This window comes from Enterobacter cloacae complex sp. HYC042_NIDB (assembly GCF_056673315.1).
Window position 1 is genome coordinate 4,092,394 of record NZ_CP109650.1, and the last position, 15,457, is coordinate 4,107,850.

General features: G+C 61.7%; 16 protein-coding genes. 2 read left to right on the forward strand and 14 right to left on the reverse strand.

From position 1 onward, the window contains the following. Positions 1-173: 173 nt before the first annotated feature. Together loiP and OKF39_RS19535 are read left to right on the forward strand one after the other, a co-directional pair. Positions 174-932, forward strand: coding sequence for a metalloprotease LoiP (gene loiP / locus OKF39_RS19530; RefSeq protein WP_028014340.1), 759 nt, complete (start codon positions 174-176; stop codon positions 930-932). 210 nt (positions 933-1,142) lie between these two features. Beyond that, on the forward strand, positions 1,143-2,411 hold the full coding sequence (locus OKF39_RS19535) for an OprD family outer membrane porin (RefSeq protein WP_479983268.1): 1,269 nt from the start codon (positions 1,143-1,145) through the stop codon (positions 2,409-2,411). Positions 2,412-2,487: 76 nt separating this feature from the next. Here the strand turns inward: OKF39_RS19535 and OKF39_RS19540 are convergent, their stop codons facing one another. The 14 genes from OKF39_RS19540 to OKF39_RS19605 all read right to left on the reverse strand — a co-directional run bounded on the left by OKF39_RS19540 (position 2,488) and on the right by OKF39_RS19605 (position 15,182). Then, positions 2,488-4,128, reverse strand: coding sequence for a thiamine pyrophosphate-binding protein (locus OKF39_RS19540; protein WP_479983269.1), 1,641 nt, complete (start codon positions 4,126-4,128; stop codon positions 2,488-2,490). A gap of 13 nt (positions 4,129-4,141) precedes the next feature. Continuing rightward, positions 4,142-5,611, reverse strand: a complete 1,470-nt coding sequence (locus OKF39_RS19545; protein ID WP_479983270.1) for an aldehyde dehydrogenase — start codon at positions 5,609-5,611, stop codon at positions 4,142-4,144. A 9-nt stretch (positions 5,612-5,620) separates the two neighbouring features. Then, the gene (locus OKF39_RS19550; protein ID WP_136343753.1) at positions 5,621-6,391 is read right to left on the reverse strand and encodes an aspartate dehydrogenase; all 771 of its coding nucleotides are present in this window, start codon (positions 6,389-6,391) and stop codon (positions 5,621-5,623) included. Between the two features lie 9 nt (positions 6,392-6,400). Continuing rightward, complete coding sequence (locus OKF39_RS19555) at positions 6,401-7,195, reverse strand: SDR family oxidoreductase (protein WP_047367429.1); 795 nt, start codon at positions 7,193-7,195, stop codon at positions 6,401-6,403. After that, positions 7,179-7,949 carry an alpha/beta fold hydrolase gene (locus OKF39_RS19560; protein WP_069732728.1) on the reverse strand — a complete coding sequence of 257 codons (771 nt, stop codon included), beginning with the start codon at positions 7,947-7,949 and terminating at the stop codon, positions 7,179-7,181. Before OKF39_RS19560 ends, OKF39_RS19555 begins: the two co-directional genes overlap by 17 nt. 9 nt (positions 7,950-7,958) lie before the next feature. After that, positions 7,959-8,489, reverse strand: coding sequence for a cupin domain-containing protein (locus tag OKF39_RS19565; RefSeq protein WP_017382915.1), 531 nt, complete (start codon positions 8,487-8,489; stop codon positions 7,959-7,961). A 10-nt stretch (positions 8,490-8,499) separates the two neighbouring features. Next, positions 8,500-9,756: an MFS transporter gene (locus OKF39_RS19570; RefSeq protein ID WP_045260759.1), complete on the reverse strand. Its 1,257-nt coding sequence runs from the start codon at positions 9,754-9,756 to the stop codon at positions 8,500-8,502. Between the two features lie 25 nt (positions 9,757-9,781). Then, positions 9,782-10,969 (reverse strand): NAD(P)/FAD-dependent oxidoreductase, encoded by a 1,188-nt coding sequence (locus OKF39_RS19575; RefSeq protein WP_479983271.1) that lies wholly within the window; start codon positions 10,967-10,969, stop codon positions 9,782-9,784. After that, a complete protein-coding gene (locus tag OKF39_RS19580; protein WP_063438564.1) occupies positions 10,966-11,892 on the reverse strand; it encodes a VOC family protein in 927 nt (308 codons plus the stop codon). The genes OKF39_RS19575 and OKF39_RS19580 overlap by 4 nt, the downstream gene beginning before the upstream one ends. 78 nt (positions 11,893-11,970) lie before the next feature. After that, complete coding sequence (locus tag OKF39_RS19585; protein WP_479983272.1) at positions 11,971-12,759, reverse strand: IclR family transcriptional regulator; 789 nt, start codon at positions 12,757-12,759, stop codon at positions 11,971-11,973. Positions 12,760-12,771: 12 nt separating this feature from the next. Then, positions 12,772-13,521 carry an SDR family oxidoreductase gene (locus tag OKF39_RS19590; RefSeq protein ID WP_059358280.1) on the reverse strand — a complete coding sequence of 250 codons (750 nt, stop codon included), beginning with the start codon at positions 13,519-13,521 and terminating at the stop codon, positions 12,772-12,774. Beyond that, positions 13,521-14,543 carry an aromatic ring-hydroxylating oxygenase subunit alpha gene (locus tag OKF39_RS19595; RefSeq protein ID WP_028014352.1) on the reverse strand — a complete coding sequence of 341 codons (1,023 nt, stop codon included), beginning with the start codon at positions 14,541-14,543 and terminating at the stop codon, positions 13,521-13,523. Before OKF39_RS19595 ends, OKF39_RS19590 begins: the two co-directional genes overlap by 1 nt. A gap of 10 nt (positions 14,544-14,553) precedes the next feature. Next, positions 14,554-14,862: a recombinase-like helix-turn-helix domain-containing protein gene (locus OKF39_RS19600; protein WP_479983273.1), complete on the reverse strand. Its 309-nt coding sequence runs from the start codon at positions 14,860-14,862 to the stop codon at positions 14,554-14,556. Continuing rightward, a complete protein-coding gene (locus OKF39_RS19605) occupies positions 14,859-15,182 on the reverse strand; it encodes a Rieske (2Fe-2S) protein (RefSeq protein ID WP_003860044.1) in 324 nt (107 codons plus the stop codon). The genes OKF39_RS19600 and OKF39_RS19605 overlap by 4 nt, the downstream gene beginning before the upstream one ends. Positions 15,183-15,457: the final 275 nt, after the last annotated feature.

Below are 15,457 nucleotides of genomic sequence, written 5' to 3' on the forward strand. Positions count from 1 at the left end.
GGCATGTACATGGACCATTCTTTTGCAGCTTAAGAAATCTCTGGATCATGCTCGCATGTTGCGCAATCTGCTCGCCCGCGCCTGTAGATATTCCTTATACTTATCCCGCCCCGGCTTCGTTGCGGGGGCACTTTTCGGATTTTATTCAGTTTAACGAGTACGGAAGCAACCTCATGAAAATGCGTGCAATAGTGCTGGCCCTGGGTACAACGCTCGTGCTGAGCGGCTGTCAGAATATGGACTCTAACGGTCTGATGACCTCAGGTGCAGAAGCCTTTCAGGCCTACTCCCTGAGCGACGCGCAGGTTAAAGCGCTGAGCGATCAGGCCTGTAAAGATATGGACGGAAAAGCCACGCTTGCGCCGGCTGACAGTACCTACACACAGCGTCTGAATAAGATTGCTTCCGCGCTCGGCGATAACATCAACGGCCAGCCGGTGAACTACAAGGTTTACATGGCGAAAGACGTCAACGCCTTCGCGATGGCTAACGGCTGTATCCGCGTCTACAGCGGGCTGATGGATATGATGACCGACAACGAAGTGGAAGCGGTTATCGGCCATGAAATGGGTCACGTTGCGCTCGGCCACGTGAAGAAAGGGATGCAGGTTGCCTTAGGCACCAACGCCATTCGCGCGGCGGCGGCCTCTGCGGGCGGCATCGTTGGCAGCCTGTCCCAGTCGCAGCTTGGTGACGTAGGTGAAAAACTGGTTAACTCCCAGTTCTCGCAGCGTCAGGAGTCCGAAGCGGACGACTACTCCTACGATCTGTTGCGCAAACGCGGTATTAATCCATCCGGTTTAGCCACCAGCTTCGAAAAGTTGGCAAAACTGGAAGCGGGTCGCCAGAGCTCCATGTTTGACGATCACCCGGCCTCAGAAGCGCGCGCGCAGCATATTCGCGACCGAATGGCCGCAGACGGAATTAAATAATTTTGGAAGGAGGCAATTTTGCCTCCTTTTTATTTCGCATGAATTGCTAACTAAATCGCACGTATCGGTAACACCTCTGAAAGCCCCGTCAGACCTACCCTTTCCGGCTGAAACGTCTGGTCACATATTTATTGCAATCGTTAATCTTTCCGGTAATTATCAAACGCGCAGTAATTCAATTTAATATATTAAGACAGAGACGTTCCCTCCGTGAAAAAAGAATTATCGTTAATTGCTTTAAGTTTATTCTCCGCATTACCCGCCGCTGCAAGCCAGCAATCTGACAGCAAGGGTTTTATCGACGACAGCCATTTAGACCTGTTTTTACGCAATGCGTATATCAGCCGTGACTACCATCAGGGCCAGCAGGATAAAGCCGAATGGGGTCAGGGGATCATCGCCACCTTTGAATCCGGCTATACCGAAGGGCTGGTGGGCTTTGGCGTGGACGGCATCGCGCAGTACGGCGTGCGCCTGGACGGCGGTCGCGGCAAGAGCGGCGCGGGCGGTATCGACTTCTTTAAACAGGAAGACGATGGCCGGGCCAAATCCGATTTAGCGAAATTTGGCGCTACCGCCAAAATGCGGATCTCGAATACCGTGCTGAGCTACGGTAACCAGCGTCCTGAACTGCCTATCGTTAACGCCGACAGCTCCCGCCTGCTGTTTGAAAGCTACACCGGTGCCATGCTGACGTCTAAAGAGATCGACGGGCTGGAAGTGAACGCCGGTTATTTCACCGACGAGCAGCGTAAAAGCGACGACCGCCACGACAGCGGCCTGAAAAGCCTGACTTTCGGTGGCGCAAGCTACCAGTTCAACGACCAGTTCAGCGGCGCGCTATACGCCTCTCATAACGAAGAGGTGATGAACAAACAGTACCTGGGGCTGAATTACAAACAGCCGTTCAGCACCGGGCAGCAGCTGGTGCTCGACTTTAACGGCTATAACTCGCGTCTGGATCAGGGCTACGCTGACAGCCTCGACACCGGCCGCAGCAACACCATCTGGAGCCTGGCGGCGAGCTACATCTGGGATGTTCACACGTTCAAAGTGGCGTACCAGCAGAGCAGCGGCAGCACCGGCTACAACTACGGCGGATATCGCGACAAGGGCGGCGTGGGCGACGGCGGCAACACCATCTGGCTCGCGAACTCCTACTGGTCTGACTTTAACGGTGAAGACGAACGCTCATGGCAGGCCTCTTACGGCCTGGACTTCGGCGGACTCGGCCTGCCGGGCCTGAGCTGGACCACCGCCTACGTGCGCGGCGACAATATCAAGACCTCTGAAACCAGCAACGGCAAAGAGCACGAGTGGTTTAACCAGATCCAGTACCAGGTGCAGGACGGCCCGGCGAAAGATCTGAAGCTGAAACTGCGCTACTCCGTGCTGCGCGTCTCCAGCAACGCCAGCGACTATAACGTGGGCGGGGACGAGATCCGCGCCTACGTGGAATACCCGTTTAACGTATTCTAATAAAACAAGCCGGGTGGCGGCTTCGCCTTACCCGGACTACTGTTTTCTCCCTCTCCCTCAGGGAGAGGGAAAACAGCTAGTAAAGCGTTTTCTGCGGCGGCCCGGCAAACTTCAGAGCGCCAATCTGACCCATCCGCACTTCCACTACCGACGGTCCCGGCATCGCCAGCGCTTCCGTCATCACGGCTTCAAAATCCTCTGCCCGCTCAACGCTCCACGCCTGCAGGCCAATTGCCTGTGCCAGCAGGGTAAAGTCCGGCGTATGCAGTTCGTTATAATACTGTCGCCCGCCGAAGTACTTATCCTGAATGCCGCGCATCACGCCGTAGCCCCCGTCGTTCATGATCAGCATCGTCACGTTAGCTTTCTCCTGCGCCAGCGTCGCCAGCTCGCCTAAATTCAGGCTCAGGCCACCGTCGCCCACCAGCCCCACCACCTTGCGCTGCGGGTTGGCAATCGCGGTACCAATCGCCATTGGCAGCCCCATGCCAATCGCCCCGGCAAGAGAGTGAATGTTCATCAGCGGACCGTTAGCGCGGAACAGACGACTGCCCCACAGGCTGCCGGAAACGGTGATATCGCGCACCAGCAGGCCGTCCTGCGGCAGGGCTTTTTCAATGGCGTCGTTGAGCTTCGCATAGGCGCCGCACTGCTCGCGCAGGCCCTGTTCAGCCTGCGAGACCACCTGCTGCACCTGCGCGTCCCACTGGGCGTTGCCCCACTCGCGGCCCTGCGCTTTTTCAGCCAGCGCGCCAAGCAGCGCTGAACAGTCGGCTATCAGCGTGTTATCCATCAGATAGTTACGGCTCGCCGCCGCCGGGTCGATATCCATCTGCACGCGTGGAGACGGCAACTCCAGCGTCCAGGAGCGGGTTTCGTTGCTGCGCAGGCGAGAACCGGCCACCAGCGTAAAATCACACTGCGCAATCAGCGCCTCTACCGACGGCGAATTGTGGAACGCCCGCAGGCTGGCACGATGGTCGTCCGGCAGCACGCCCCGCGCGTGGGTGCTGGAGATCACCGTCACGCCCGCATCGGCCAGCTTTTTCACCGCGTCAGCGCTTCCCAGCGCCCCGCCGCCCAGCCACAGCAGCGGCTGTTTAGCCTGCCTGAGCTGCGCCCATAAAGCATCCACCATCGCGGGATCCACAGCTGCAGCCGAAGCTGGTTTCACCGGTGCGGTCACCAGAGACAGAGGAATTTTAGCCCCCTGAATATCAATCGGGATTTCCACGGAGACCGGCCCGCACGGCGGCGTCTGCGCCTCCTGAATGGCTTTATGCAGGATGGCTATCGCCTGGCTGGCATTGCTGATGCGGTACGCCCGTTTTGAACTGGCCTTCAGGAAGGTCAGCTGGTCGCGGGTCTCGTGGATAAACCCGGTGTCAGCGTCCAGCCAGGCCTTTTCAACCTGTCCGGTTAAATGCAGCAGCGGCGTGCAGGCGTTCATCGCCTCCACCAGCGCGCCTACCGCGTTCCCCGCCCCCGCGCCGGTGCTGGTCAGCGCCACGCCGAGGCCGGAAAATCGCCCGTGGGCGTCGGCCATGGTGACGGAACCCGCCTCGCCGCGCGCGGGCACGAAGCGGATTTTGCCCCGCTGCCCTACCGCGTCCGCGATCGGCAGGTTGTGAATGGAGATGACGCCGTAGATGGCCTCAACCTGATACTGCTCCAGCGTTCTGGCGATGGCGTCGCCGACGGTTATCATTTCGCTCATTGCTCACCCTTTCTCAGTCGCACCAGTGGTTGACGCTGTTACCCGTCGCCAGATAAATGCTCTTTTGCTGCATCCAGGCTTTCAGCCCCTGAATGCCCTTTTCGCGGCCCAGACCGCTCTCTTTAAAGCCCCCGAACGGGGTCGAAATCGCAAAAACTTTGTAGGTGTTGATCCACACCGTACCGGCCTCCAGCTGCTCGCTCAGGCGCAGCGCCCGCCCGGTGTCGCGGGTCCAGATCCCTGCCGCCAGGCCGTAAACCGAGTCGTTCGCCTCGCGGATCAACGCCGCTTCATCGCGAAACGGCATCGCCACCAGCACCGGGCCGAAGATCTCCTCCTGGCAGGCGCGGGCGCCGTTCGTCAGCCCTTCGATAATGGTCGGCTGGAAGAAGCTGCCGTTTGCGAGGTCAGGATCCGCCGGGATCTCCCCGCCGCACAGCACCCGGCCCCCCTCGCGCTTCGCCAGCTCGACGTATTCCTGCACGCTCTGGCGATGTTTCTCATTGATCAGCGGCCCAACGTGAACGCCGTCGGTGAAGGGGTGCCCTACGCGCAGCCCGCGAGTTAATTCCAGCAGCCGCGCCATCAGCGGCGCGTACAGGCTTTCGTGGATAAACAGCCGGGACCCGGCGATGCACGCCTGCCCTGCTGAGCTGAAAATGCCGTAGCAGATCCCGCGCGCGGCCTGCTCAACGTCGGCATCCTCCAGCACGATGGTCGGGGATTTACCGCCCAGCTCCAGCGACGCCGGGATCAGCTTTTCCGCGGCCACGTGCGCCAGATGGCGGCCCGTGGCGGTGCCGCCGGTAAAGGAAATTTTTCGCACGCGGGGATGGCGCGCCAGCGCGTCGCCAATCACCGAGCCTTTGCCCGGCAGCACGCTCAGCAGCCCGGCGGGCAGCCCGGCCTGTTCAAAAATGCGCGCCAGCTCCAGCGCCATCAGCGGCGTGGCTTCGGCTGGCTTGAGGATCACCGCGTTCCCGGCGGCGATGGCCGGGGCGACCTTCTGCATCTCGCTGGCAATGGGCGAGTTCCACGGCGTGATGGCCGCCACCACGCCGAGCGGCTCATAGCGGCTTAGCGTCAGCAGATCCGGCTGGCGCGGCGTGGGCAGTTCCCCTTCCAGCAGCTCGCAGGCGGCGGCGAAGTAGCGGGCCGTTCCCGCCGCGCTCATCACCAGCCCGCGCGCCTCCGCCAGCGGCTTGCCGTTATCCCGGCTCTGCATCTGCGCCAGCTCGTCAGCGCGGGACTCAATCAGATCCGCCACCTTGTGCAGGATCTTTGCCCGCACGTGCGGCAGGCTGTTGCGCCAGACGGGATCGCGCCACGCGCGCTCGCCGGCCTCGATCGCGTCGTGCAGATCGTCAAGGTTTGCCGCGTTCAACGTCGCATTGAGCGACCCGTCAGCCGGGAAGTGGCTCTGCATCGGGTTGCCACCGCCGCGTCGCCACTGGCCGCCGATAAAAATATTCAGATCGTCCATCGTCACTCCTCAGCTCAGGGCCAGTTCGCGGCAGGCGCGCACCGCGCTGAGTGCCGCCAGGGTGGAGGTTTTAGGGTTAGACGCCAGCGGCAGCCCGCTCAGCTCCAGATGGAATTCGCCAAACAGCCCTTCTACGTGCAGCGTGTGGGTGTTACGTTTCGTTGCCGGGTCAACCATCAGCTGCACGCGGGTTTCATCCATCCCGACGCCGCCGAGCGCCACGGTCGCCGCCACGTTGGCGTTCGCCGGGAACAGGCGCGCCGCCTCGCGGGCGCTGCCTTCAAAAAAGACCTTCGCCTCTCTGACTGCGTTAAGGTCGATAAGCTGCTCGGCGTAGCTGCCGCGCCAGCTGGCCGGGCTTTTACGCGACTGATAGGTGACGCGCTCAAGCCCGCCCTCCTTCGCCGCCGCCAGCCCGTCGATGCCGGCCACCGCCCCGGAAAGCAGCGTCAGTTTTCCGCCCGCCGCGAGCAGGCGCTGCTCCAGCGCGCTGTCCGCCAGCGCGCCGGTGGAAATGACCGCCAGATGCCAGCCGCGGCGCAGAATCGCTTCGCCGTACTGCGCAACCGCCTGCTGGCTGGCGCACTCCAGCACCAGATCGGGCGTTTGTGCGCACGCCATCGGCGAGGTCAGCGCTTCGACCGCATCGCCAAACTGGTCGCGAATGGCGGCATGGTGAGACGCGCGCGCCACGATCCAGCCGATAGCCACACCAGCGGGCAGACGCTCAATCACCGCCTGCGCCATGGCGCCATAACCAATTAACATTACCTTCTTCATGATGCGTCCTTACAGATGACGGCAAAAGCCGCCGGAAACGTCCAGCGCCGCGCCGGTGGTAAACGAGGCCAGCGGCGAGGCGAGGAACAGCAGCGCCTGCGCGGGCTCCTGCGGCTTGCCGAGGCGCGCCATCGGAATGCCGCGCTTGCGCGCGATCTCCGCCGTCCACTCCGGCCAGCTCTGGCTTTTATCCGCCCGGCTTTCAAAGCGGCGCTGCCACTGGCCGGACTCGACCATACCGAGCAGTATGGAATTGACGCGAATGCCTTTGCCTACCAGCTCTTTCGAGAGCGTCAGCGTCATGTTCAACAGCGCGGCGCGGGCTGCCGACGTGGCGATCATGTGCTCTTCCGGCTGAAGCGCCAGCAGGGAGTTAACGCAGGTGATGGAGGCGATATCGGAGCGTTCCAGCAGCGGCTGAAACGCCTGCACCGGATTAATGACGCCAAACAGTTTAAGTTCGGCTTCGTGCAGCCACGCCTCGCGAGGCGTGTCGCTGAAGTGCGCCACGTAGCCCTGACCGGCGTTGTTGATCAGCATATCCGCCGCGCCAAAGCGCGCCTGCACCGCATCTGCGAAGGCCTGCACCTCGTCGGCGTTCAGCACGTCGCAGCGGTATGAGAAAATTTCCCCGTCAGGATAGTCGTTTTGCAGCGTCGCATGGGCGCTGGCGAGCCGGTCCGGGTCGCGGCCACAGAAGGCGACTCTCGCCCCTTCGCCCAGCAGCAGGCGCAGCGTTTCAAAGCCAATGCCGGACGAACCGCCGGTAACGACCGCTACGCGGCCGTCAATGTGTGCATTCATCGCGCACCTCTTCGTTAATGCGTAAAAGCTGTTGATTAAAAAACGCGTCGTTATCGAGATAGCTCGCGTGTCCGGCCTGCGGAATCGCGGTAAACGGCATGCCGTAGCGCAGCGCCAGCCCCTGCACCAGCTCGGGCTGCGTTATCGCGTCCTGCTCGCCGCACCAGACTTCAAATTGACCGGCGTAACGCTTAAGCCAGCCGTGAATGTCGTCATGCGCCAGCATCCACGCGGCAGCAAGGTAGCCTTCGGGACGCAGCCTGCGCATGCCCGCCGCGACGGTGGCGATATCGTCCGGGCGCGCGCCGGGGCGCAGCAGCTTCGCGGCGCGGGTCTGCGCGAGAATGTCGCCGCCGAGCGCCATCTGCTGCTCGCGATTACGCCAGACCTGCTCTCGCTGCGCCGGCGCGGCATTACCGTAGCCCTGCGCGGCGTCCGCCAGCACCAGATGAATAACGCGTTCAGGGAACTTCGCCGCAAACGCGCTGGCCACCAGCGCCCCCAGGGAATGGCCCACCAGTACCGCCTGCCAGACGCCTGCGCGGTCGAGCATCGCCGCCAGCGCGTCGGCGTAATCTCCCGCGTTCGCCCGCTCAACCGCCAGCATCGGGCTTTCGCCGTAACCGGGCATGTCCCACGCCAGCACGCGAAAGCCCTCCAGCGCCATCTGCTTGTGCCAGGACGCAGCGCCCGAACTGATCCCGTGCAGCAGCATCAGCGGGATGCCGCTTCCCTGTTCACGAAAAGCCGTCATGTCGCCCCCTTAGTTCCGCTTCACTTTTGAGAGCGGATGATCGGATGGGTAGGTCGGGATTTCCGGCTTGTTGGTTCCCAGCATGACGCACATCAGCGCCTCTTCTTCCCCGTGGTTAAACAGGCCGCGATAGATGCCCGGCGGGACGGAGATCAGGTCACGCTCGCGCAGCACGGTTTCGGTGTAGTTGTCGCCGTCCTGGATCATCAGCGTGATCTGTCCTTTGAGCATGAAGAACACCTCCTCCACGTCGTCGTGCAGGTGCAGCGGCCCTTCGCACTTCGACGGCAGCACCATGGTGGAGAAGGTAAAATGGTCCGCCTGCACGGTATTGGTGTCGTTCGCCACGCCGGTTGCTCCGGTGCCGATGTAGCGCATCTGCGCCCGGCGGTATTTCGGGTCAAAATCGGCCTGGAACTTCAGCGCGTTCCAGTCGTATTTACGGCCTTCGAAGCGCGCGATGCGCGACTCGACCCACTCTTCCATCGTCAGGTGGTCAGGTTTGATGCCTGTTTTGTTGGTTACGGTTGAATCAGTCATGACACTCTCCTCAGTAACGTCTCAGCAGCGGCAGTAACAGGACGCAGCCCACCGCCGCCATCACCGCCAGAAAAATCAGCCCGGAATCCATGCTGTGGGTGAAAGCGATCAGCGCGCCCATCACCGCCGGCGACAGCGCGCCCGCAAAGTTTCCCAGCCCGTTGAAGATGCCGCCCGCCGTGGCGCTCACCCGGGGATGGGTGGCTTTCGCCAGCAGGGCGAAAATGTTGGGGGCGCCGGTGCCCCACATAAAGGTGCTGAAGCTCATCGCCGCGATGATGGCAAGCGGGGTGTCGAGGTGCATCACCGCCGCCAGGCCTACCGCCGCCCCCGCCATCGAGATAAAGCAGGCCGCCGCGCGCTTATCGACCCGGTCAGAGAGCCACGCGCCAATCACCTCGCCCGCCAGCATGGCGATGAACGGCATCGACGACAGCCAGCCCGCGTGCTCCAGATGAATGCCTTTGCCCTTAATGAGATAGCCCGGCAGCCAGCCGTTGATGCCCCACAGGTAGGTCAGAAAGGCGATGTTAAAGATGCAGATGATCCAGAAGTGCGGGCTGACAAACAGCTCGCGCCGCGCCGCGCGCCGCTCGTCCCGGGACGCCTGCGAGGTGCCGGGTTTTGCTTCCAGACGGATCCCGCGCAGGCCAACGCGCACAAAGATAAGCACCGGCACGGTCAGCATTGCCATGACAAAGAAGGTGCTCTGCCAGCCGAAGGTGTTCAGCAGCCACAGGGAGAGCGGGAAGCCAATCGCCGCGCCAACCGGCGTGCCCAGCAGCCAGAGCATGGTGGCGCGCGCCTGTAAATGCTGCGGGAAGTTGTGGCGCACGATGGCGAAAGCCAGCGGGAACAGCGGTCCTTCCGCCACGCCCAGCAGGATGCGCAGGACGATCATCAGCGTGTAGTTATGGGTAAAACCCATCGCCACCATCAGCACGCACCAGATCGCCATCATCCCGGTGAGCAGGCGCAGCGGCGCGATTTTGTCGCCTAAACCGCTCAAAAATACCGACGAAAAACCGTAGCTCAGCAGGAAGGCGCTCATCAGAATGCCGAGGCGCGTGGTGTCAAAATCGATGCCCATCGCCTGCTGGAAATGGGTGTCGGAAAAGAGCGCCGCGATGCTGATTTTGTCGAAAAAGGCCAGCAGCACGCAGGCCAGCAGCGACAGCGGGATGGCCCAGCGCACCGCTTTTTCAGGCGTGCGGGTTCCCTCACCGCTCGCCTCGACGGGCGCGGTGTTGGTCTCTAATGTAGTCATGTCTCCCCCTACGGGTGCGGGTTAGCTATCGCAATGACATCAGTGAAAAAGCCGGGTCGGCGAGCGGTACGTCCGACAGGTCCCGCCCCGCCGCCATCCAGCGCTTCGCCAGCTTGACGGTGCGCGCATCGTTGAACGCCACCAGCTGCGTTAGCCGACCGTTGTCGTCCAGCGAGAAGTACAGCGCCTCTTCACGCACTATCGTTCGGCTGCCCGGCTGCGGAATGCCGAGGATCTGGATGTTGTGCTGATATTGATCCGACCACAGCCACGGCCCGTCGTCGTAGCCTGGCGCATCGGGGTTAAGCATCGCTTTCGCCGTCGCCACTGCCTGATTCTGCGCGAAGGCCCAGGACTGGATGCACAGGCCGTAGTGATGGTGCTGCGCCACGTCGCCGGCGGCAAAGATGAACGGATCGGACGTGCGTCCCTGGGCGTTCACCACGATCCCCCGCTCGGTGCGAAGTCCCGCATCGCGCGCCAGCTCAAGATTGAGATCGACACCGATCCCCACCACCACCGCGTCAAAGGTTTCGCGCTGGCCGTCGCAGTGGATGACCGGCAGGCCGTTATCGTCCTCCAGCTCCAGCGCGCCGCAGCCGGTACGGATATCCACCCCCTGCTCGCGATGGATAGCCTCTAAGCGCTGCGACACCTCGCCGCTCACCGAGCGCATGCACAGCGCGGGCTGCTGCTCGAACAGCGTGACCGCTACGCCGCTTTTGCGCGCGGAAGCGGCAATCTCAAGGCCGATCCAGCCGCCGCCGACAATCGCCAGTCTTTTACTTTCCGCCAGACGCGCCTTCAGGCGCTGCGCATCCTGCCAGTGGCGCAGAGTGTAGACCTGCGGATGCGCCGCCCACGCCTGCGAAGGCAGGCGCGCCCGCCCGCCGGTGGCCATTAAAAGAATGTTGTAACTAAGACGTTCGCCGTTGCTTAAACGCACGGTTTTCGCTTCACGATCGACTGATTCAGCACGCAGCGGGCGGTACCAGGTCAGGTTCAGCGCCTGCTGTGCTTCTTCGCTAAACAGCCGCGGGAGCGCCGCGTCCGGCTCCAGCAGAGACGCTTTCGACAGCGGCGGACGTTCGTAGAAATCCCACTCCTCTTCCGCCACCACGCAGATCTCGCCGTCGAAGCCCTCGTCGCGCAGGGTTTTCGCCGCCCAGCCGCCCGCCTGACCGCCACCGATAATGACAATGCGCGACGTCATACCGCCTCCGGCTTTTTCTGCTGGCGGCGCGTGTCGTGGTCAATCCCGCCTTCTACCGCCCATTCGGTAAAGGAGACCAGGGAGTGCTCCAGCTCGCGCGGCTGCCAGTTTTCGGTCAGATAGTCGTCGTTGGTGTAATACTCAAACGCGCCGCCGGTCGGGCTATTGACGTACCAGAAATAGGCCGACGACACCGGATGGCGGCCCGGCCCGATAAAGGTGCTCCATTCATTTTTATTCATCGCGATACCGCCGCCGATCACCTCGTGGATGTCGCGCACGGTGAAGGCCACGTGGTTGAGGCCGCGCCTGCGGTTCGGCAGTTGCAGCAGGAACAGGTTGTGATGTCCGCCGCGCACCCCGCAGCGCAGGAACACGGCGCGGTTGATGTAGCGGTCCGAAACCTGGAAGCCGAGCACCTCGCGGTAGAATTTCTCCACCGCCGCCAGCTCCTCCACGAAGAACACCACGTGCCCGACGTTGATCGGCTGCGCACGATCGTAAACCGGGCTGGGCGTGTCGATACGGCGGGCATCGCCCCACTGGTTGATCGGCTCAACGTTCAGCTCCACGTCGGTCTGCTGGCTGACCTGCACGCGCAGGGTCATGCCGTTCGGATCGAGGCATTCCAGCGCGTCGCCCACTTCGCGAAAGCCGGGCTGTCTCGCCAGCTTCGGGCGCAGCGCGTCGAGATCTGACTGTGCGGCCACCGCCCAGGTCATGCGGCGCAGGGTGTTGCCCGCTTCAAACGCCGGCGGCAGGTCTGGGCTGTCGATGGGGTTCAGCTCCACGCGCGCGCCGCTCAGGGTGGTAAAACGCTGGCCGCTGGCATCGCCCGTCAGGCCAAAATCACGCATAAATTTGGCGCAGTGCGTCAGGTCTTCCACGCCAAATTCCAGCTTTTCAATTCCGGTTACACTCATCGTTCGTTGCCTCATCTGGCCCAAATTGGGCGTAAAACATGCCCGACGCAGTCAAGCGCCTGACGTTAACTCACTGATTTAGCTGGCCTGTGACAAATAGCCTAAGAAGCCAGAAATTTTATCCGCCGCGAGGCGAACCTCGTTTTGCAACCGCTCACGGTCGGTCTGCGGGATCTCTTCCGACGGCACCAGAATGCTGACCACCGCCGCCACGCGCCCGCTTCGGTCATACACCGGGTAGACGATGGAGGAGATGCCGTGGCGGAAGAAGGATTCGCCGATGACAAACCCGCGGGCTTTGTCCTGCTGCACCATCTGCCACAGGGCCTCGCGGTCGTGAAGTTGCCCCGGCGTGTTGCCCGGCAGGCGCTCGTGCGGGAACAACTGTTCGAACTCGGCGCGGGAAATATCGGTCAGCAGCATGCGGCCCAGCGAGGTGCAGTGCACCGGCAGGCGGGTGCCAATGCTGACCTGATTGATGCGCGACCCGGCGGCGCTGACGCGGGCGATGTAGATAATGTCGCGCCCGTCGCGGATCGCCAGATGGCTGCTGCACTGGCTCACGTCGCGCAGCTGCTCAATCACCGGCTGGCCGACCTGCGCCACGTCCAGCGAGGCGATGTACTCAAAGCCGAGACGCAGCACGTTCATGCCCAGCGAAAAGGTATTGGTGCGCGCGTTGCGCTCCAGAAAGCCCATGTACTCCAGCGTCTGCACCACGCGATAGGCGGTCGCCTTCGGCATATCCACCAGCCGGTGCAGCTCGGCAAAGGTCAGATCGCGATGCTGCTCGCCAAAGGCCAACAGCAGCTGTAAACCGCGCTCCAGCCCCGGCACCAGATACTTCACTTCCTGATCGTTTGCCATAATCGCCACACCTTAGTTAAAGACAAAACCGCCGTTGACCGGGATCAGCTGCCCGGTGATAAACCGCGACAGATCGCTTAACAGCCAGACCACGCTGCCGGTGACGTCTTCCGGCTGCTGCGCGCCGGTTAACGCGCGGCCATTCTCGTAGAGCTGATGGCGCTCGGCCGGAACATATTCGGTCGCCTCGACGCGGGTTAACCCCGGCGCGATGGCATTAATGCGTATACGCTTTTCACCCAGTTCGCGTGCCATTGAGCGGGTCATGGCAATCACGGCGCCCTTACTGGCGACGTAGGCCATCAGGCGCGGCGCGCCCCACAGCGCGGTGTCGGACGCAACGTTCACGATACCCGCGCCCTCGCGCAGCAGCGGCACTGCGGCGCGCGACACCAGCCAGGTGCCTTTGACGTTAACGCTCATCACCCGATCCCAGAGATCCGGATCGTAATCGAGCATATTTTTGCCGCCGACGCCCGTCGCCATCGCCGCGTTGTTCACCAGGCCATCGATCTGACCCTGCTCGCCAATCGCGCTGAACACCTGCTCAATGGACTGTGGATCGGCCAGATCGATAACGTGCGGTTCGATCGCATAGCCCCGCTCGCTCAGGGCGTGGGCGCTCTCGGCCAGCTCGCCCTTGAGGATGTCGCACATCACCACCGCCGCGCCCTGCTCCGCGCAGGCTTTGGCAAAGTGAAAGCCCAGCCCGCGCGCGGCACCGGTTATGACGATGCGTTTGCCGCTCAGCAGCCCGTTCATCAGGCGGCTCCCTGCTGTTCTTCGCGCATCGCCAGCTGCTCTTTGGCGGCCTTTTGCATCATGCGGCGCAGGCGCGAGAGGCCGACGTCGTGCTGATACAGATATTCATGGTCGCGGGCGTTTGGCGCCAGGCTTTCCAGCACCACGCGGTCCTGCTCCAGCACTTCCCAGTGCAGTTTTTCCAGACGGTTGCGGTACATGAAGCGCCACATGTCGCGCTGCCAGCCCTGCACCCGGCGAATGCGCCAGAAGAAGACGCGGCAGTTGTCGTTATCTTCCGGCACCACCATGCCGACGATAAAGAAGTGGCCGCCCGGCCCGAAACGCTTCTTGTACGGAATGGAGAGGCGCATCCAGCAGGTGCCGCTGTTGCCCAGCTCCACCCAGTCAAAGTTGACGCCGCTCTGCCCTTTTTTCTCAAAAATAAAACCGGTTTTGGTCGGCTGGAGCACCATGTCGGCCTTGCGATCCCCTTCCGCCATCGAGTGCGACGAGGAGTGCAGATAGGTGCCGTGCATCGGGTCCATCACGTTTTCCAGCGCGTACTGGTAATTGCATTTCCACGCGGCGGTGCAGAGGAAGTTGCTGAAGCTGTCCGTATCGGCGAGCTCGTCCGGGAAGGTCAGCTCGTCCGGCTGCTGGTCCGCGGTGACGCCAAACCACAGGAAGATTGCGCCGTGCGCCTCCTGCACGTTGTAGCTGCGCACGCACTGCTGGCCGACCAGCGGGCATTTGTCCACCGCGGGCACGTCTTTCACCTCGCCGTTGCCCGCGACCTCCACGCCGTGATACCAGCAGGCAATGCGGTCGCCCAGGTTCCAGCCCATCGACAGGCGTGCGCCGCGGTGCGGACAGCGGTCCTCCAGCGCCTGCACCTGGCCGTCTTTGTTGCGCCAGACCACAATCTGTTCGCCCAGGCGGGTAATGCCCACCGGTGCAGACTGCACCTCCCAGCTCGCCAGCACCGGATACCAGAGGCCGCGCAGACCTTTATCGAGATAGTGTTGTACGGTAGTCGTCATCGCGTTGCCCTCAGTAGCCGTTAACCTGTAAGAATGCCTGGAAGCTGGCCTCGCTCCACGGCTCGCCCTGCTGATCCTGCATGCGCACCGCGTTCAGCCCGTTCACCAGCTCCGGTAAGGTTTCAACCCCCTTCTCGAAGAGATCTTCCAGCGTGGCGATGAGGTTCACTTCCCAGCTTTCCGGCTCGCGGCTGCGGGTCTGCCAGATCAGGTTCTGGTAATCACCCGGCTTATGGATCGCACCGTTACCGCCCTCAGCCGGTGGGGCAAACTGACGGCTTTCCGGCAGCGCCGGGTTGTAGTTCAGGGTGTCGCTCATGCCACGGTCTCCTCGACGAAGGTAATCTGAATCTGGTTTTCAAAAACCCGAACCGGGTAGCGGTTGAGGTTGCGCCCGCCGGGGCCGTGCAGGCACTGGCCGGTTTTGACGTCGAATACCGCCTCGTGCAGCGGGCATTCCACCTTGCCGTCCTCCACGAAGCCCTGGCTCAGCAGGGCATAGGCGTGGGGGCATACGTCTTCCAGCGCGTAATATTCACCGTCAATCAAATACACGCCGATCTCTTTACCGTCGACGTTGCCGCTAAAAGGGAAATCTTCCTGTACTTGTTCTGCGTCACATACGCCTATCCAGCTCATCACGATCCTCCAGGCTTTTGTTTCATATATGAAACTCTGTTTCTTATTTAATACGGTCAATATAAAAGCGATGAATGTTTCGTCAAGCAGCAATGTGACGAATTTGTTAATCAAACGGTAATTAATTAACTAAGTGTGCAAAGGATCACGAAAAAATGCAGCGATATGAAATTTTCATTATTTCGGTGTGAAAGAATACGATTTATCGATGGCCTTAAATTTTAATAAACAGTGATTGACTTCTTTTCTTTTTGTTCCTTAAAAATAAAAGAAGA